The organism is Agrobacterium sp., from assembly GCF_032092815.1.
Taxonomy (GTDB): domain Bacteria; phylum Pseudomonadota; class Alphaproteobacteria; order Rhizobiales; family Rhizobiaceae; genus Agrobacterium.
The window spans coordinates 288-19174 of sequence record NZ_DAMDBP010000057.1; the positions used below are offsets into that span (position 1 = coordinate 288).

Genomic DNA, 18887 nt, shown 5'->3' on the forward strand with positions numbered 1-18887 from the left:
AGGGACCGCGGCCTTGACGGTGTGACCGCTGGTGCGGTTGTGTCGATCTCGGTGATGGTGCAGGCAGCTGCCTGCCTTGTGGTGCCGCATATTGCCGTGCGCGGTAAAAACCAGTCGCTGATCAATGTCACGCTCTGCATCTTTGCAGTGACAGCGCTGATCGGCCTGCTGTTTGCACCGCTGTCCACCGTGTGGGTGTGGGCCGTGTTGCAGGGCATCGGTCAGGGCGGTCTGATTGCGGCTGCAATGACAGTCATCGTGCTGCGCTCCGGTGACGCCCATGTTGCGGCCCATCTCTCTGGCATGGCGCAGTGCGTGGGTTATCTGCTGGCTGCCACCGGCCCGCTGATCGTTGGTTTCATTCGCGGCTGGACCGGCAGTTTTGCTGGCTGCGCCATCCTGTTCGTGGTGATTGGCACCATCGCCGCCATCAATGGCTGGATGGCCGGACGCAGCGGCCATGTCGGCGCCAGAAGTGTGGCACTAAAGCCGTAACGGGACGACAGAGCGCGGTTCACATTCCCTTTCGCCTCTGCTTGTAACGGTGTCCTCGCCACCCAAGCTCACAGTTCAAAAGGTCCGCCGCGCCAACGCGCGGCGACCGAACGGCCCTACTGCCAGCACAACACAACACAACACAAAAACAAGATAAATGCGTCACAGAGCCGCTGTTCAACGTATTGGATGAACCCGCATCAGCTCTCTTCTGGCATGGCATAGACCTCGAACGGTTCGCCGAGACCACGCAGCATGAAGCTGCCAAGCGGTGTCAGTGCTTCCCTATGCCCGGATTTTTCCGCAAAATCCTTGGAAAACAGTACGGAATGTCCGACCTCCTTGGTCAGGCTTTCCAGCCGCGAGGCAATGTTGACCGCCGGGCCAATGGCGGTGAAATCCAGCCGCCGCTTGGAGCCGATATTGCCATACATCACATCCCCGACATGCACGCCAACCCCGTAACGCAGGTTAGGCTTATCGCGCCGCTGGTTTTCGGCATTGAGGCGCTCCATGCCCTTTTGCCCTTCACGAATGGCGGCCAAAAGATTGTGGCAGGCATCTTCATTGTCCATCGGGAAAACGGCGAGTAGCCCGTCACCCATGAATTTGAGAATTTCGCCGCCATGTTTTTCCACCGGCTCGGACAGTGCATCGAAATAACCATTCAACATTTCGATCACGTCATCGCGCGGCCAGAGGTCGGAGATTTCGGTGAAACCGCGCAGATCGCAGATCATGATCGCCGCACTCATCGTCGCGCCGGATCCTCTCGTGATGGCACCGGCAAGGATCTGTTCACTGGCATGTGGCCCGACATAGGTTTCCAGAAAGGTGCGGGCCATGATGTTCTTGACGCGGATTTCAGTTACCAGCGACAGGACAGGCAAAAGCTCGCGCAGGAAGGTAATATGGGCATCTGAAAAACCACCCTGCTCTTTGGTGGCAAATGTCACCACATGGCGTTTTCCGCGGGTGTGGATCACCGGCCATGCCACATAGTCGGTAATGCCCTGCTGTTTCAGCTCGTGATAAAAATCGTGCCAGCCACCATTTTCGATCTCCTTGTCCAGCTTCTTGCGAAGCTCAGGCGCGCCATCGAGAATTTCATTGACCGGGCTTTTGATATATTGGCCGCTACGCAGCATGTCGCGGCCAAACATGTCGATCTGGGTTTCGTCAAAACCCGTTTCCCACAAAAGGCGCGCGCCCAGCCATTCGGGATGGTGGGTTCGAAAATGCATGGATGAGCGGGCGAGCGGAATTCCGTAGTCAACAATCCGTTCGCACAAGGCTTTCAGAAGATTGTCGATGTAGGGTTCCTGGCTGGTTCCGTTGATCAGCCAGTCAAGAATAGCGTTCGGGGTTGAAGGCCATGGCGCAAAGGCCTTCGCCTGCGCAGCCTGTTCAGTGATATCCAAGGAATGCTCCATTTGCTCGGCCGCTTCATGAAAACAGCCATTCTCCCGCGCATCCTCCCCACACGCTATGGAGCGAAGATAGGAATGAATTTCACCCTCAACAAGGAGCGAAAGAATACGAGGCCCGAATTATTCGCCGACGACGCAAAAATATCGCAGTGCCTGCCGCAAAAGCAAAACGCCCCACCAGTTTCTGGACGGGGCGTTTTCAAATCTCATCTCGTGAAATCAGCCATTTAGGCAGCGCGGCCAATCTTGGCCATGCGGATCTGCACCAGCGTGTCGAGGTTCTGGTTCACGCGGCAATAGAACTCTTCATCGATGAAAGGTCGCAGCATGAAGTCATTGCCACCTGCCTTGAGGAAGCGCGCCGACAAAAGACGGTTGGTCGATGACGACACACCGATAACACGCAGTTCATGCGATCCGCGCATGGTGCGAATGCGGCGTGTCAGCTCAAAACCGTCAATATCAGGCATGTTATAGTCGGTCACGACGAGGCCGATATCGGGATTGTCTTTCAGAAGCTGCAACGCCTTGGCACCACTTTCAGCAAGGCTGACGCGGAAATTGTAACGCTTCAGGCGGCTGGACAGCAGCGCACGTGCCGTTGGGCTGTCATCGACAATCAGCACGTGGTGACGGCTGTTGGTCAGGAAGCGGCAGACCGATTCCGTCAGCATATCCACGGCAAAGACATTGTCCTTGATGATGTAATCGACCACATCCTTGGCAATCAGCTTTTCGCGGGTCGCCTCATGGAACGTGCTGGTGAACACGATGGTCGGCACGGAAAGATCGATCAGATATTCCAGCGCTTCACCATTTTCAGCACCTGGCAGGTTGATGTTGGAAATTGCCAGATCAATCGGACCGTCGGCAGCGTCATAGGCTTCCTGAAGCTCCTCGAAATTACGGCAAATGGTAACCTGAACACCCAGCATGTCCATCAGGCGTGTGCTGACCAGCTGTGTAAAGACGTTGGTGTCTTCTGCAAGAATAATGCGATGTGCGGAAAACGGTACACCGGAATACTGCATCCCGGTAATTCCTAGAAAGTTCATGACACCCCCGATTGTGGACAAAGCCCCTCTACCCCGGACAGTAGCCGATAGTTTTTGCGGAATAATTAATCGCACATTGCTGATATATGGTATTTGCAACCAGCCTCGAGAAAGTTCCCGAGGCTGGTCTTGTGCAGCTGTTCAGCGCCGCAAATCAGGCACGCAAAACGGCATTGTCGCCGTCAAACGGGCTCTCGGCCACCACTTCAGCATCATAGAGCTTGCCGAGGATCTTGATTTTCAAGCGCGTACCGATTTCGGCCGTATCCGGTGACAACATCGCAAGCGCCAGCGACTTGCCGACGCGCCAGCCAAAACCACCGCTGGTCACGCGACCGACCAGCTTGCCATCAGCACCGTAGATCGCCTCGGAGCCGCGAGCATCGACGTCAGTATTGCCTTCAACAACCAGTGTCGAGAAGATCCATTTGACACCCTTCTCCTTATAGGCGACCAGCCCATCGCGACCGATGAAGGATTTTTCCGGACGCAGGAAGCGATCGAGACCGGATTCATAAGCGTTATATTCCACCGACAGTTCACGGCCCATGTTGCGGTAAGACTTTTCAACCGACATCGACACCATGGCGCGAATACCGAATGGCTTGATGCCGAATTCGGCACCGGCTTCCATCAGCCGGTCGAAAATATAGGCCTGTGTTTCAATGGGGTGATGCAGCTCCCAGCCCAGTTCGCCAACGAAGTTGACGCGCAGTGCGTGGGCTGTTGCCACACCAACCGAAATTTCCTTGGCGGTGAGCCACGGGAAATCCTTGTTGTCGAGGCTGGTGCGGGTGAGCTTTTTCAGCAGGTCACGCGACTTCGGACCGGCCAGAACAAGCACGCCATATTTCTGGGTAATCGGCTGCAACACAACAGAGCCATCTGTTGGCGCAAGACGCCGCAGCACATCATGGTCATGGGCTTCCAGACCGCCTGCAGACACCAGATAAAAGCGACCCGGCGCCCACTCATAAACCGTGAATTCCGCCTTCACGCCACCTGCCGGCGTCAAAAGATGGGTCAGCGCAATACGTCCGCGCTTTTTCGGGATTGCATTGGCCAGAATGCTGTCTAGCCAGGCACGTGCGCCGGGTCCGGAGACTTCCATCTTGGCAAAGGCCGACATGTCGAGAACGCCAACATTGTTGGTGACGTTTTTCACCTCATTGCCGACATGCTCGAAATAGTTGGAGCGGCGGAACGACCACTTTTCAACGGTGCGTCCATCGTCCAGCGGCGGCGCATAATTGTGGTTGGTCAGAACATCGACACCAACGCCCTTTTCACTTTCCGGCAATTCGTAACCTTCAGGCGCATACCAGTTGGCACGCTCCCAGCCATAGACCGAACCGAACACGCCACCGAGCTTTTTCAGGCGGTCGTATACAGGTGTTGTCTTGAGTGGACGGGCGGCAGAACGCTCCTCATCCGGGTAATGCATGGTGAAGACGTTCGCATAGGCTTCCTCATTCTTGGCAATGAGGTAGCCCTCGGTCGCATAGGGACCGAAGCGGCGTGGATCGACGCCCATCATGTCGAGGCTAGGTTCGCCTTCCACAATCCATTCCGCCAGCTGCCATCCGGCACCACCGGCCGCAGTAATACCGAAGGAATGACCTTCATTCAGCCAGAAGTTTTTGAGGCCCGGTGCAGGCCCGACAATCGGGTTACCGTCAGGTGTATAGGCAATAGCACCGTTATAGACTTTCTTGATCCCAACTTCGCCAAAGATCGGAACACGTGCAATCGCCGTTTCAATATGTGGCATCAGGCGTTCCAGTTCTTCCTGGAACAGTTCGTATTCGCTTTCATTGGAGGGGCCGTCCAGATAACAAACGGGCGCTCCATGCTCGTAAGGGCCGAGGATCAGACCTCCGGCCTCCTCACGCATATACCAGGCGCTGTCGGATTCACGCAGAACGCCCATTTCCGGCAGTCCCTTCGCCTTGCGCTCCAGAATGGCGGGATGCGGTTCGGTGACAATATATTGGTGTTCTACCGGAATGACTGGAATATTGATGCCGACCATCTCCCCGGTCTTGCGGGCAAAACTACCGGTGCAGGAAATCACGTGTTCGGCAATCACTTCACCCTTGTCGGTCGTTACCTTCCACGTGCCATCCTCCAGCTGGTCGATGGCGGTAACGGTGGTGTTGCGGTAGATGGTGGCACCCTTGTCTCGCGCGCCCTTGGCCAGTGCCTGCGTCAGATCGGCGTGCTGAATGTAACCATCGTCGGGATGCTGGATAGCACCGAGAATACCGTCGGTTTCGGCGAGTGGCCAGACCTCCTTCAGCTGTTCCGGCGTCAGCAGTTTGACGTTGACGCCAATGGTTTCGGCAATGCCGGCATAATACATGAATTCGTCCCAGCGATCCTTGGTGCGGGCCAGACGAATGTTGGACACTTTGGAGAAACCGACATTCATGCCGGTTTCTTCCTGCAGTTCCTCATAAAACTTCACGGAATATTTGTGGATCTGCCCCACGGAGTAGCTAAGATTGAACAGCGGCAACAGGCCAGCCGCATGCCAGGTGGAGCCGGATGTCAGTTCCTTGCGCTCGATCAGGATGCTGTCGCTCCACCCCTTGGCAGCCAGATGATACAGTGTCGAAACGCCGACAACGCCACCACCGATAACAACGGCCCGTGCATGTGTTTTCATAATACGAAATCCCTCTGAGGCATGCCGGCCATTTTGTTGTGGCCTTTTGCGAAACTGTTAGAGCGCAGGCATGCTGTCCGAAACCGCGTCACATGGTTCGGCCAGATGTGCTGGCGGATATCAGAATATGCAATTCGAGAGCGATATAAGGTGCCTGTTTACGACATGCGCAAGGCTTGCCGCGACGATTGGTCAATTGCTTTGAAAACAGGCGAAATGGCGGTTGCCTGCTTTACTTGACGACAGCAGAACCTTTGACGATTTCGATGTTTTCGGTGCCTTCAAGCGCGATACGGTCGCCATTAGGGAATGTAACGAAACAATTCGCGTTACAAACCTGCTCTGAAGAGCCTGGTGCGATGACAACGTCAAAGCGGTTGCCAGCCTCTGTCACCGCCAGCGAAGCGGGTTCTGCGTCATTGTTGGTGATGGTGGCTGACTGAGCCGCCGAGACAGTCATTGTCGCAGAAAGAACAATAACCGCAATCATGGACAAGACATGCTTCATGCGTTCCCGGCAAAGTCGCCGCCCCCTGACTATTCCAGCCTCTTCGGTAAAAAGAGTATGGTATGATTCTAGGGACGGCGCCATGAATAGAGGCTGAATAAAGGCAATCAGCTTTTCTTGTCTGCAGCCTTGCCCCGTGATCTGGCAGGATCAGGCTTTGTTTGCGGCTTTTCGCTTGCCGGCGCTTGCTGTTCAGCCCCTTCAATTTCCTGCTTCAATTCGGACTGTGTCTTCAGCTCGGCGTCTGGCTCCGCCTCATCCTTCTTATTCAGTGTCGCCTTTTCGCCTTCCTCGACCAGCTTGTTTGCCAGCGCTTGCGAGCTTTCGCTATCCACATGCACATTGAGGTTGCGTTGCGGAAATGGAATGTCGATGCCCTCTTCGCGGAAGCGTGTGAGAATATCGATGCGCAGTTGGTTGCGGACAGGCAGACCATCCGACAGGTCTGCCAGGAAGAAACGCACCTCGAAATCAAGTGAAAAATCACCGAACCGTACGAATTCAACATGCGGCTCAGGGTTTTTCAGAACAAGCGGCTGTGCTCGCACCAGTTCCAGGAGGATATCGATTACCTTGCGCGGGTCGGCATCGTAGCTGACGCCAATCGGAATTTCAGAACGGGCAATGCGATTGCGATGTGTCCAGTTGCCAACCGGCGAGTTGATGAACTCGGAGTTTGGCACAATAATCGACTGGCGGCGGAAGGTCTCAATCTCGGTTGCGCGCACGGAGATGCGCTTGACGGTGCCTTCGGTGGCACCCGTCACCACCCAGTCGCCTACCTTGAAGGGACGCTCCACCAGCAGGATCAGGCCAGACACGAAGTTGGACACGATGTTTTGCAGACCAAAACCGATACCAACCGAAAGGGCACTCGCGACCAGGGCAAGGTTGGACAGATCAAGTCCGGCCGATGAAATACCAAAGATCGCGGCGATGGCGATGCCGAGATAACCAATGCCTGTCTTGACCGAGTTGCGCACACCGGCATCAGCCTTGCTGCGCGCCATGACATTGTTGTCCAGCCAGCGCTGGAACCAGCGGGTTATCACGTAACCGAGTGCAAAGATGGCGATACCACCAAACACCGCCAGCAGCGAAATATTGGTGTTACCGACCGGAATACCCGTCAACAGGCGATAGGCCCAGTTCTCAATATCAGCGGGCTGGAACCCCCAGGAAAACAGGATCAGCGGCACACCGAAGGCCAGCGCCACGATGTAGATGCCAAGACCGGCAACCAGACCGAGCTGGTCCAGCACCACCGGTCCCCAGCCGTAGCGTTTCTGTAGGAAATTGCCGGCGACTGAATCGGCAAAAATGCCCTGTTTCGAAATCGCCTTGCCGGAGAGAATGCCAATATACATTGTGGCGAGCACGGCGCCGGTGACAACAATCTGTGTCGAGACAAAGCGCGCCAGCCCAACATATCCCGTCAGGCAGGCACCAATGATAAACAGGCCAGCCAGACGGAACAGAATCCCCATCCAACGTGGCAGGCGATGTCCAGGTGCGGACGGATCGGCATCCTTCTGCATCACTGGGCGCATGAAGGACATGACAATCAGGATGATGCCGACAATCATCGAAGCGACAAAACTTTTTACCACGGTCAAAATGACCGGCGAATACAGCGCCTCGCTTATGCCGCTCAACAGATAATCAAAACCATTGACCACGGTCATGGCCAGCACGGCCCATGTCAGATGGCGTGCGCCAGTGTTGCTGACTCGAACCAGACGCCAGCTTGCATGGGATGGCGCAAACACCGCATAGGTCAGCCGCCAGACGAAATAAACCAGACCGGTGAAACCCATGGCCGTAAAGACGATGGGTGACATATCCGATCTTAAAACGTTGAAATTTTCCAGAAAGAAGGCCGAGGATACCAGAAAGGCAATCACTGTCAGCGACTGCACCATGGTGGACCAGAAGGCCACCGACAGGCGACGGATATAACCCGGCTCACCCGAGAAGGCGCTCCGCTCCATATGGCTGCCCAGAAAGCGGTAACCACCGACCAGAAACAGCATGGCCGCCAGGAGCGACAGGAAAATTGCCGACAGAAGCTGAACCTTCTTGTAATTCCACACAAAGGTCCACCAGCTTCCAACAACCCTCTGGAAGGATGACACTTCGTTAATCAGCGATGAGGATGCGGCGGAAAATACATCGAGCGAAATTTCCGTTCGCTTGAACAGCGTGTCCTTGAACAGTGAGCGCCGCAAATCGGTGACGTGATTGGAAAGCTGACTTGCCTGCGTGGAAACGGCTTCCGCCTCCCCTGTCAGCGCGTTGATATCAGCCCTTTCGGCAATCAGGCGGCTGCGCTCATCGGTCACGACCTGCGCTTCGGGCGGCTGTCCGTCCTTTGGTGGCTCACCCAACTCGTCCAGTCGCGTCTTGGCAGCCTCAAAGCGAGGCCGCAGGCTGACCGACGATTTGACCGCATTGGCGGCAATATCATCGGACTGCGCCTTGAGGTCGACCAGACGCGCGTCATCGTCCTTCGAGGACTCGACGGCATCCGTCAATTTTGCAAGTGCGGCTCTTGCCTTTTCCAGATCCGCCCGCATCTGCTCGATCGGTGAATTGGCGTCGGCGGGAACGCCGTCCTGCGCCATGACCAGCGTTGGCGTGGAGGCCATGCCGCACACCGAAAGAAAAACCGTCAACACAACAAGCCAGGACAAACGCCGGGCGCTCAAAATACCAAACACGTCAATTACCTTTCCGACGCACGGAATCCCCCGCAGCCGAATCTGAAGTTACTCAAGCAGTTTAACAAGCCAGGAACGAACTGCCGATTCCCAAGCGCCATGGGCACATCATAAACCCACCATCCTTATTCACAATTTCGGCACATGTTTTTCGCTGCCAGACGGCCGGAAAACAATGCACGCCGGGGTTTATGAAAACCGATTACCGCCGCAATAGGGCATGACAGCGATCTAATGTTCGATTCTCGGCAACAAGGTGCCAATAATTCCTGAATTCTCTTGTATTTGTATATTAGAATCACCAAATTTATACCTGCAGTAAACATGGGAGGATATCATGGAATCTGCAGGTGTTGGCTGGATTGCAGCAATCGTCATCGGTGGTGTAGCCGGGTGGCTCGCCGAACAGTTCATGAAAAGCAATCTTGGCGTGTTGATGAACATCATCCTTGGTATCGTCGGGGCGATTGTCGCCAATGCGATACTATCGGTGTTTGGCGTCGTGCTAACCGGTTGGCTGGGCTATCTCATTGCGGGCTTTATCGGCGCATGCATCCTCATAGCCATCGGACGTGCATTCCGGAGGTAATTCCTCCCATGAATACAATGCACTCACAGACATTCCCGAGAGCATTCTCCACCGCCGCGCTTCGGGAATATGGTGGGAGTGTCCAGCGTGACTGAAATTTTTTTGTCATAAAAACGAAGAAATTTCATTTCCATGCTGGACATTCCTTTTTTTCCTCTTTATAGCCCCCCTCACACCGCCTGAGGGCGGCGGCGGGTGATTAGCTCAGTTGGTAGAGCAGCTGACTCTTAATCAGCGGGTCGTAGGTTCGAGCCCTACATCACCCACCATTAACATCCTGAAATGACTGTAAAATTAGAGACTGCGAATTGAAATTCGCCGCCCCTGTTTTCATGTCTTTCATGCAGATTTTGAGGATGGGTCATGAGCCGTATTTTGCTGATCGTTCTTATTGCCGCACTGGCCATCTCGATCCTTGGACATATCATCTTCGCGTTCGTCGTGACGTAAAAATCCCCCGCACCCGACTGGAGAAAGGGCACGAGGGATCACTTCAACATCGAATATTATTATTGTGTCTGCCGAGTTGTTTCTGGCATGTCGGCTTTTTGCTGCATGATCAAGACCTCGTCGGCCTTCTGATCTGCGGTCTTTTCAATGCTTGCGGTCTTGATTTCAGTATCGACCGCGGCTGATGTATTCATCTTGGCGTGTCCAGCGCATTCGGCAAACGCAACGGGGGCCGAAAGCGCAAGTGTTGAGGCGATTATGAGAATTGCCTTCATATCATTCTCCTTTCGCTGTTCACGACGCGAAAAGAGTAACCTGCAAATCCCGAATCGCGAAATCACGCTTTCTTACCGTGTTCGTCAGGCGCTTTATCCGGTACTGCCGGACCATTGCCGCGCAAATCCAGCGGATTGGGACAGAAACGCCGGAAAATCATGGCAACATGCGTCCCATGCCGATGTATGATGTTCGGAGTGTAACCGGCCCCGCCATTTGCGGCTGTCAATCTGTGTTTGGAACCACTGCCAGTGTGCTGCATCGCGTTTCTCCTTGTGCAAGGCAAACGGGCGGCACACAAAATTGGTTCCAAATATCTACCGTGACTCAGAGATCCAAGGTGCCCGATGCGACACGAATGGCACTGCCGCCGATGCGTGCCCGTGAGATATCGCCATCCTTTACATCAACATGCAGATGAATGAAGGAAGGGCGGCCCATCTCGACCCCCTGCTCCACCACGAACGGATAGTGCCCGTCGGACAGACCATCGAAATGGTGGATGGCGCCGGACAGAGCCGCGACAGCCGATCCGGTTGCCGGATCTTCGGCAATGCCCATTTCCGGCGAAAACATGCGGGCGTGGAATTTGGCGGCGTGGTTTACACCACCGCGACAGTAAACGTAACAGGCAGCCAACAGGCCCTCAACCAACGGCGCCGTGCGTTCCCACAACATCGGATCGAATTCCATTTCCTTGACGGTGGTCATGTTGTGCAGTGGCACCAGCAGAAATGGTACACCAGCCGTCCAGATCGAAGGAACGTGGTTTTCAAAGCCGATATTGCCCTCGCTCACACCAAGTGCGTCTGCCAGTTTGGCGCGGTCCAGCGGCAGCTCGATATGGGAAGATTTTCTCGGCAGATCAAATTCAGCAAACCCCGGCAGGCCGTCACGCAGGCGAATGGCGCAGCGTACTGGCCCAACCTTTTCCTCCAGCACACAGACCATGTCAACTTCGCTGCCGTTCTTGTTGCGCTCTCCCAGTGCAACGGCAGCCCCCACGGTTGGATGGCCGGCGAAAGGCAGTTCACCGCCAGGTGTAAAAATGCGCAGTGACGCAGCATAGGCCGGGTTGGCGGATTTGCGAATAAACACCGTTTCGGACAGGTTCATTTCGCGGGCAATAGCCTGCATTGTCTTGTCGTCAAGTCCGTCTGCGTCATACATGACCGCTAGAGGATTTCCCTCGAGGCGTTTATCGGTGAAAACATCATAAATGCTGTATTCAATTGCCACGCCAGTCTCCTGCCTGCTTTTCACTGGTAATGCCTTTGCCGCAACCTGCCCGACCAAGGCTTTCTCTGCAAGTGCGTAAGTGGCGGCTGCAACAACGAAAAAACGCGAACCGCCGTTAAACGCGCTCATGGTGAATGTTTCACATTATTTTGTGTAAAGCCTACGTCTTTTGAGACACATCACACATGCATGAAATTTCACATATATAGATTTGTGGCTGTCAGGAGAACGTTTGAGGGCGGGAAAGAACTTGTCGCCCCCTCATGACTTCATGTACCAAGGTACTGTTCCAAAAGGTAGATTGCATGTCAGGTACACAACAGTCGCTATCATTTGTCCATGCCAACACCCAGGATGCCCGCGCCGCATGCGAGGCACTGGTTGAACGCTATGGCAATGCACCCTTCGATGAGGCCGACGTCATCATCGCACTGGGTGGCGATGGTTTTCTGTTGCAGATCCTCAATGAAACCATGAATTCCGGCAAACGCGTCTATGGCATGAACCGGGGTTCTGTCGGTTTTCTGATGAATGATTACCGCATCGACAATCTGCATGAGCGGGTTGCCATTGCCACCGGCAATGACTTTCACCCGTTGAAAATGACCGCAACCGATACACATGGCGAAGAGTTTTCAGCCCTTGCCATGAATGAAGTCAGTTTGTTTCGCCAGTCGCATCAGGCCGCGAAGCTCAGAGTAACCGTTGATGACAAGGTGCGGCTGGAGGAACTGATCTGTGACGGCGTGATGGTGGCCACTCCTGCCGGATCAACCGCCTACAACTTCTCCGCCCACGGGCCTATCCTGCCGCTGGAATCACCCCTTCTTGCCCTGACGCCAGTCAGCGCGTTTCGTCCGCGCCGCTGGCGTGGTGCGTTGTTGCCCAACAAGGTTACCGTGGATATTCACGTGCTGGAGGTTGAAAAAAGACCGGTGAATGCGGTTGCAGATCACACAGAGGTAAAATCCGTGGTAAAGGTGCGCATCGCACAATCTCAGGATAGAACTGCGGTGATCCTGTCTGACCCCGACCGTTCCTGGTCGGACCGGATTCTCGCCGAACAATTCACAAATTGATGAAATGATGAAAATGCCAGGTCCTTTTACAAAATCTCTTCTGACTGCTGCCGTGTTTGCGCTTTGTCTGCAGACGGCCAATGCACAGACGACACCAGCCTCGCCGATTGACCAGCTGCCTGTCTCTGCCATTTTCGTCATCAGCAGTGGTCTTTGGGAAGAAGAACCTGCAGAGGCCCCAGCACCGACGGAAGGCGCCAACGCGGAAGCGGAGCGCACCCCGCCTACTCCGCCACGGCGCGGTTATTACAAGGTTGCGGCCATTCGCCAGGGTGATGGCACGGCACGTATCTACCTGCAACAGATTGCCTACACACCGGATGGCCCACATCTGATCCAGACCGTGGAACTGGAAGAATTTTCGAAGCTCAAGGCTTACGTTACCGACATCCGCCCGGAAAACTCCTCCGGCAACGGCGATGTGCCAGGACTGTTCGTTACCGTTCATCTCAAGACCGACCCAATGGCAAAGGAAACCGAGGGTTGGACAGTGCTGATCAACGAACTTGGTGACATGAAGATCGAAAAAGCCACGAATTGAAAAGCGTGGCGCAAGCGTCTGAGACTGTTTTAGGCGCTTGACGAAAACAGGTCCTTTCTCATCCCCGGCCTCAGCGTCGGGGATTTTATTTGATGTGATGCGCCCGGCGGTGCAGCCCACCAACATTGCGGCAAAGCCCACAAACACAAAAAGAAAACCCGCCTGCTGTAACAGGCGGGTTCTTTTTGTGCTGCCAAACTGAATCAAGTCGCTGACGATCTGATTCACAAACAGACTATAAGTCTTTGTTTTCAATGCACCTTGCGGGCGCATTGACATCAGTCGATGTCCGAAACCTCGACATCTGCCCCACCGCTGATACGGTGCGCCAGTGCGGCTTCCATGAACTCGTTCAGATCGCCATCCAGCACGTTGCCAGGGGCTGTGCTTTCCACGCCGGTGCGCAGGTCCTTGACCAGCTGGTAAGGCTGCAGAACGTAAGAACGGATTTGGTGACCCCAGCCGATATCGGTCTTGGAGGCAGCCTGTGCATTGGCCGCTTCTTCGCGCTTTTGAAGCTCAACCTCATACAGGCGCGAACGCAGCATTTCCCACGCCTTGGCGCGGTTCTTGTGCTGGGACCGTTCCTGCTGGCAGGCAACCGCAATACCGGTTGGAATATGCGTGATACGCACGGCCGAGTCGGTGGTGTTGACGTGCTGACCACCGGCACCCGACGAGCGATAGGTATCGATACGGCAATCGCTTTCGTTGATGTCGATCTGGATCGAGTCATCAACCACAGGGTAAACCCAGATCGACGAGAACGAGGTGTGGCGGCGCGCGTTGCTGTCGTAGGGCGAAATACGCACCAGGCGGTGAACGCCCGATTCCGTCTTCATCCAGCCGAATGCATTGTGGCCCTTCACGAGAATGGTGGCAGACTTGATGCCCGCCTCTTCACCTTCGTGAACTTCCAGCACTTCCACCTTGAAGCCCTGACGTTCCGCCCAGCGGGTGTACATGCGCAACAGCATGCTTGCCCAGTCCTGACTTTCGGTACCGCCAGCGCCGGAATGCACTTCCACATAAGTGTCGTTGGAATCCGCCTCGCCCGACAGCATGGCTTCCACCTGACGGCGGTTGGCATCGGCACGCAGCGCCTTCAGCGCATCTTCGGCATCCTTGACGATTGCCTCGTCGCCCTCTTCCTCGCCCATCTCGATCAATTCGATATTATCGTTGACCTGTTGTTCGAGGGCTTTGACACCACTGATGCTTTCGTCAAGCTGCTGGCGCTCGCGCATCAGCTTCTGTGCTTCGTTGGCATCGTTCCAGAGGTTCGGATCCTCTGCCTTGTTATTCAACCAGTCCAGTCGTCTTATCGCCTGGTCCCAGTCAAAGATGCCTCCTCAGCAGGCTTATGGCCTGCTTGATTTCGTCGACGACGTTCACAATTTCGTTGCGCATTTCGCTGCTATTTCACCCTTGTTGAAATTCATTGGATGGAAACATTCCACACAGGAAAACTGGCCCGGTGCATAAATGCCGAAGGCGCGGATGTAAAGACCCGCGCCTTCGTTGGAATGTCCTGTGGTGGTTAGTAGAGACCACTGCCACCGTTGGTAATGGCCTGCTGTGCCTGCGGCGAGGCCCGCATGATATCTTCCGGCGACATGTAGTTTTCCATGCCGATAACCGAGAAACTATCGGCCGGGCCGGTACCTGGCTTGAAGGCTTCCATGATCGTATCCGGGTCACCTTCATTGGCATACATGCCAGTCTTGCGGTTGACGGCGATGAATTGCATGCCCTCTGGCACGATGAACTTGCCGGGTGGAGAGTGCTTTACAGCCGCCGCCAGGAATTCACCGAAGATCGGCGCTGCCAGCGAGCTACCCGTGCCGCCACGACCAAGAGGTGCCGGCGTATCGAAGCCGATGTAGAGGCCAGCAACGAGGTCAGGTGTATAACCGACGAACCATGCGTCCTTTTCATCGTTGGTGGTACCGGTCTTGCCAGCAACCGGACGATCCTTGACCGGGATTTTCCCGGCAGCCGTACCGCGCGTCACAACGCCTTCCAGCATTGACGTGGTCTGGTAGGCGGTCATCGGGTCAAGAACCTGCTCGCGGTTATCGACGATGGTCGGTTCGTCCTGCCCTGCCCAGTTCTGGGCGTTACAGCCTTCGCAGGTCCGTTCTTCATGACGGAAGATCGTCTTGCCATAGCGGTCCTGAATGCGGTCGATCAGGGTCGGCTTGATCTGCTTGCCGCCATTGGCAAGCACGGCATAGGCCGACACCATACGCATGACGGTGGTTTCACCCGAACCGAGCGACATGGCCAGAACCGGCAGCATCTTGTCATAGATGCCGAAACGTTCGGCATATTCGGCAACCAGGTTCATGCCCATATCGTCTGCAAGACGGATGGTCATCAGGTTACGCGACTTCTCAATACCAAGGCGCAATGTGGACGGACCGGCCGAGCCACCGCCATAGTTCTTTGGTTTCCAGACCTCACCGCCGGAGACGATCTCGATCGGTGCATCCATGATCACGGACGCAGGCGTATAACCATTGTCGAGCGCTGCCGCATAGACGAACGGCTTGAACGACGAACCCGGCTGGCGCATGGCCTGCGTTGAACGGTTGAATTCCGACTGGCCGTAGGAGAAGCCACCCACCATGGCCAGAACACGGCCGGTATGTGGATCCATGGCAACGAGGCCACCCTGCACTTTCGGCGGCTGACGCAGACGGAACGTGTTGCCGTCCTCAGACAAAGGCTGCACGTAAACAACGTCACCGGCTTTCAAAACGCCGCTTGGCGATTTCGCCGTGTTGCGCTTACCCGTGGCATCGCGGAACGCCCATTTCATGTTTTCTGCCGGAATGCGGCCGCGCGTACGATCCTGCACAACCTTGCCGCTGGCATCTGTTTCCGGCTGCATGCCGATATCGACTGCCTGCTCGCCGGCATCGAGAACCACGGCAAGTTTCCATTCCGGAACGTCACGCAGTGGACGGATCTTGGCAAGGGCTGCACCCCAGTCGCCGGACACGTCGATCTCATCAACCGGGCCACGGAAACCACGGCGCTCATCGTAATCGACGAGACCGTCCTGGAGCGCCTTGCGGGCTTCAACCTGCATGACCGGGTCAAGCGAGGTACGCACCGAAAGACCGCCTTCCAGCAAGGCCTTTTCGCCATATTTGTCGACGATCTGGCGACGCACTTCCTCTGCGAAATAGTCCGAGGCAAACAGATGCGCGCCGCCGCGACGCAGGTTCACGCCAAGCGGCTGCGATTTTGCTTCCGTTGCATCGGCGGTGTTGATGTAACCATTCTCGGCCATACGGTCGATCACCCAGTTACGGCGCTCAAGAGCTGCCTTTTCGTAACGGAACGGGTGGTAGTTGGCCGGGCCCTTCGGCAACGATGCAAGATAGGCCGTTTCGGCAATCGTCAGTTCGGTAACAGACTTGTTGAAGTAGGTCAGAGCGGCACCGGCGATACCGTAAGCATTCATACCGAAGAAGATTTCATTGAGGTAGAGCTCAAGAATCTTGTCCTTCGAATAGGTCTGCTCGATGCGGAAGGACAGAATCGCTTCCTTGATCTTGCGGTCGATGGTCTGGTCATTGGTGAGCAGGAAGTTCTTGGCAACCTGCTGCGTGATGGTCGATGCACCCACTGGACGACGACCGGAGCCGAGGTTCTGAATGTTGACCAGGATCGCGCGGCCAAGGCCGTAAACGTCAACGCCGGGGTGGTTGTAGAAGTTCTTGTCTTCCGCCGACAGGAAAGCTGCCTTCACGCGGTCGGGAATGGCCTGAATGGGCAGGAACAGGCGCTTTTCATGGGCATATTCTGCCATCAGCGCACCGTTGCCTGCGTGAACGCGGGTCGTTACCGGCGGCTCATAGGAGCTGAGAACGGCATAGTCCGGCAATTGCTCGCGCAGGGTGTAAAGATAAAGTGCAGCCCCCGCGGCGGCGCACAGGAAAAGCGCGCTGGCAATACCGAAGAAATATCCAATCAGTCTTATCATATGAAGCTACCGATAATCCGAACGTGGCATTCGCGCTCACCATCAAGCGCATTTTCGCATAGTTGGTGCGGTTTTGCACACCACTCAGGCAATGACAAGCCGAGACATCAGCATTTGCCAATATAGCCGGGCATAAGCCACACCAAACAAAGTCTTTTGTGCACAAGCGCCGAGTCGCGCCATGCAAGAGCCGAGTAACGCCGGGAATGTGAGTAAAATAGGGCTTGGCCACCATTAACCGGGCGCAGGGGCCGTCATCCCCGCCTTTTCCGGACAAAGGTTACCTTAGAGCAACAGACAGGTAGCCAGAATGACCCAGATTGAACAGCAGAAACCCGCCGATATGCCCTGACATGGGCATGCATCCCTGTCCCACGAAAATGTTACTGAATTTTGTGCAGCAATAGTCCGCCGCTCAGCCGCCATTGGCGACGAATTGATTGTGATATTTGCCAACCGCAGTTGCCATGGCATCGGCCAGTTTTTTCCGCCACTCGACGTCCAGCAACTGCTTTTCGTCTTCAGGGTTGGACAGGAAACCCATTTCCAGAAGAATGGAAGGGATATCAGGTGCCTGCAAAACCCGAAAACCGGCATAACGGTGCGGATTATTGATGAGGCCAATCTGCCCTTCAAAGGAGGCCAGGATATTGCCGGCCAGCGTCACCGAGAACGCCTGGGTTTCCCGCCGTGTCAGATCGAGCAGAATATCGGCCACTTCAGGCTGGCTCACAGGCATGGCAACACCGGCCAATTCATCGGACAGGTTTTCGCGCTCTGCAAGCTCGGCGGCCATGCGGTCAGAGGCCCGGTCGGAGATAGTATAGACGGTCGCGCCACGAATGCCCTTTTGCCTGAGCGTGTCGGCATGCAGCGAGATCAGGAGATTGGCATTTTTCTGCCGGGCAATCTGCACACGCTCGGACAGCGCCAGGAATTCGTCAGAATCACGCGTCATCACCGCCTGAATACCGGCCTCACGGTTCAACCGTTCCGTCAGCTCCTTGGCAAAGGCCAGCGTAATATCCTTTTCATGGGTTCCGGTCTTGCCCCCTTGCGCGCCATTGTCAATGCCGCCATGGCCCGCATCGACCGCAATCACGAATTGCGCCTGACGGTCGGTCTTGCCGTTTACGGCAGAATCGACAGAAGCCGTTGTAACCGGAGTTGGTGGCTGCCAGTTCTGATCATTGACCAGCCTGGCAAAGGTCGCCTTGTCGGTCATCTCAGCATCCAGCACCAGACGCACACCATCGCCTTCAGCGTTGGGCTGCACTTCGGAGATGGCAAGGCGCACAGGCTTTTTTGCCGTCAGTACGATGCGCGCGCGGCCTTCATCCATCGTTCCAAAACGCACATCACGGAACAGACCGGCCGCTTCAAGGTCCGACGCGGGAAAAGCAAAATTGGTGGATGGCAGGTCAACAACGATGCGTTCGGGGGAATCGAGATAATGAACCTCGAATTCCGGTTCTTCGGCAAAATCGATGACAACACGGGTGCGCGCTTCATTGCCCGCTATGCGCGCAGCGCTTGCCACCATGCGCGAGCCATCACCGATGGCAAAAGATGTGTCGGGAACCGATAAAAAAGTCGCCGCCGCCAGCGTGGATGCGAGGGTGATTCGCAGCGTCATACGCGTCGAACGCCGGATTGCCGCCCGCATTTGTGCAATAATCATGACAGCCCAAATCTTTTTTTCATGTCAGTCATTTCAGCAAAAGTGCTTTCAAAAGCCCTCGATGCCTCTCGAAACCGCGCCGCCCTGCCCTGTTTCGGTCCGTGTCAGACCACATTCACAGCCATTGGTGAAGCATTTGTTAACATCTCAATTACTCCT

Annotated in this window: 13 protein-coding genes, 1 tRNA gene and 1 pseudogene; 5 read left to right on the forward strand and 10 right to left on the reverse strand. The window is 55.4% G+C overall.

Translation table 11 applies throughout. The features are described 5' to 3' along the window. Positions 1–495 (forward strand): annotated as a pseudogene (locus RT613_RS21595) (cyanate transporter); the annotation flags it as partial. Between the two features lie 200 nt (positions 496–695). Here the strand turns inward: RT613_RS21595 and RT613_RS21600 are convergent. The 5 genes from RT613_RS21600 to RT613_RS21620 all read right to left on the reverse strand — a co-directional run bounded on the left by RT613_RS21600 (position 696) and on the right by RT613_RS21620 (position 8804). Beyond that, a complete protein-coding gene (locus RT613_RS21600; protein ID WP_409558878.1) occupies positions 696–1928 on the reverse strand; it encodes an adenylate/guanylate cyclase domain-containing protein in 1233 nt (410 codons plus the stop codon). Between the two features lie 224 nt (positions 1929–2152). Continuing rightward, the gene (locus RT613_RS21605; protein ID WP_313618439.1) at positions 2153–2980 is read right to left on the reverse strand and encodes a response regulator; all 828 of its coding nucleotides are present in this window, start codon (positions 2978–2980) and stop codon (positions 2153–2155) included. Positions 2981–3134: 154 nt separating this feature from the next. Next, a complete protein-coding gene (locus RT613_RS21610) occupies positions 3135–5648 on the reverse strand; it encodes an FAD-dependent oxidoreductase (protein WP_313618440.1) in 2514 nt (837 codons plus the stop codon). A gap of 232 nt (positions 5649–5880) precedes the next feature. Beyond that, on the reverse strand, positions 5881–6156 hold the full coding sequence (locus tag RT613_RS21615) for a hypothetical protein (RefSeq protein ID WP_313618441.1): 276 nt from the start codon (positions 6154–6156) through the stop codon (positions 5881–5883). A gap of 107 nt (positions 6157–6263) precedes the next feature. Beyond that, complete coding sequence (locus RT613_RS21620; protein WP_313618442.1) at positions 6264–8804, reverse strand: mechanosensitive ion channel family protein; 2541 nt, start codon at positions 8802–8804, stop codon at positions 6264–6266. Between the two features lie 409 nt (positions 8805–9213). Between RT613_RS21620 and RT613_RS21625 the strand changes: the two genes are divergently transcribed. Both RT613_RS21625 and RT613_RS21630 read left to right on the forward strand, forming a co-directional pair. Continuing rightward, positions 9214–9465 (forward strand): GlsB/YeaQ/YmgE family stress response membrane protein, encoded by a 252-nt coding sequence (locus tag RT613_RS21625; protein ID WP_313618443.1) that lies wholly within the window; start codon positions 9214–9216, stop codon positions 9463–9465. 193 nt (positions 9466–9658) lie between these two features. Beyond that, positions 9659–9734 (forward strand) — tRNA-Lys (locus RT613_RS21630). A gap of 240 nt (positions 9735–9974) precedes the next feature. Here the strand turns inward: RT613_RS21630 and RT613_RS21635 are convergent. Both RT613_RS21635 and RT613_RS21640 read right to left on the reverse strand, forming a co-directional pair. After that, positions 9975–10190 (reverse strand): hypothetical protein, encoded by a 216-nt coding sequence (locus tag RT613_RS21635; protein WP_313618444.1) that lies wholly within the window; start codon positions 10188–10190, stop codon positions 9975–9977. 328 nt (positions 10191–10518) lie between these two features. Continuing rightward, positions 10519–11430: a PhzF family phenazine biosynthesis protein gene (locus RT613_RS21640; protein ID WP_313618451.1), complete on the reverse strand. Its 912-nt coding sequence runs from the start codon at positions 11428–11430 to the stop codon at positions 10519–10521. A gap of 305 nt (positions 11431–11735) precedes the next feature. Between RT613_RS21640 and RT613_RS21645 the strand changes: the two genes are divergently transcribed. Next, positions 11736–12509, forward strand: coding sequence for an NAD kinase (locus RT613_RS21645; RefSeq protein ID WP_313618445.1), 774 nt, complete (start codon positions 11736–11738; stop codon positions 12507–12509). A 13-nt stretch (positions 12510–12522) separates the two neighbouring features. Continuing rightward, complete coding sequence (locus RT613_RS21650; protein ID WP_409558879.1) at positions 12523–13050, forward strand: hypothetical protein; 528 nt, start codon at positions 12523–12525, stop codon at positions 13048–13050. A 278-nt stretch (positions 13051–13328) separates the two neighbouring features. On the opposite strand, the gene prfB is transcribed toward RT613_RS21650, so the two are convergent. The 3 genes from prfB to RT613_RS21665 form a co-directional block, all read right to left on the reverse strand. Further along, a protein-coding gene (prfB, locus tag RT613_RS21655) for a peptide chain release factor 2 (RefSeq protein WP_313618447.1) occupies positions 13329–14460 on the reverse strand; the annotation gives its coding sequence in 2 pieces (ribosomal slippage) (positions 13329–14390 and positions 14392–14460; 1131 coding nt in all). A gap of 130 nt (positions 14461–14590) precedes the next feature. Then, a complete protein-coding gene (locus RT613_RS21660; RefSeq protein WP_313618448.1) occupies positions 14591–17047 on the reverse strand; it encodes a penicillin-binding protein 1A in 2457 nt (818 codons plus the stop codon). Positions 17048–17462: 415 nt separating this feature from the next. After that, positions 17463–18728: an N-acetylmuramoyl-L-alanine amidase gene (locus tag RT613_RS21665; RefSeq protein ID WP_313618449.1), complete on the reverse strand. Its 1266-nt coding sequence runs from the start codon at positions 18726–18728 to the stop codon at positions 17463–17465. Between the last annotated feature and the right edge of the window lie 159 nt (positions 18729–18887).

Coding starts and splice junctions, on each gene's coding strand:
- RT613_RS21600 (WP_409558878.1), bottom strand. CDS start 1,928: ATGGAGCATTCCTTGGATATCACTGAACAGGCTGCGCAGGCGAAGGCC.
- RT613_RS21605 (WP_313618439.1), bottom strand. CDS start 2,980: ATGAACTTTCTAGGAATTACCGGGATGCAGTATTCCGGTGTACCGTTT.
- RT613_RS21610 (WP_313618440.1), bottom strand. CDS start 5,648: ATGAAAACACATGCACGGGCCGTTGTTATCGGTGGTGGCGTTGTCGGC.
- RT613_RS21615 (WP_313618441.1), bottom strand. CDS start 6,156: ATGAAGCATGTCTTGTCCATGATTGCGGTTATTGTTCTTTCTGCGACA.
- RT613_RS21620 (WP_313618442.1), bottom strand. CDS start 8,804: ATGGCCTCCACGCCAACGCTGGTCATGGCGCAGGACGGCGTTCCCGCC.
- RT613_RS21625 (WP_313618443.1), top strand. CDS start 9,214: ATGGAATCTGCAGGTGTTGGCTGGATTGCAGCAATCGTCATCGGTGGT.
- RT613_RS21635 (WP_313618444.1), bottom strand. CDS start 10,190: ATGAAGGCAATTCTCATAATCGCCTCAACACTTGCGCTTTCGGCCCCC.
- RT613_RS21645 (WP_313618445.1), top strand. CDS start 11,736: ATGTCAGGTACACAACAGTCGCTATCATTTGTCCATGCCAACACCCAG.
- RT613_RS21650 (WP_409558879.1), top strand. CDS start 12,523: ATGCCAGGTCCTTTTACAAAATCTCTTCTGACTGCTGCCGTGTTTGCG.
- RT613_RS21660 (WP_313618448.1), bottom strand. CDS start 17,047: ATGATAAGACTGATTGGATATTTCTTCGGTATTGCCAGCGCGCTTTTC.
- RT613_RS21665 (WP_313618449.1), bottom strand. CDS start 18,728: ATGATTATTGCACAAATGCGGGCGGCAATCCGGCGTTCGACGCGTATG.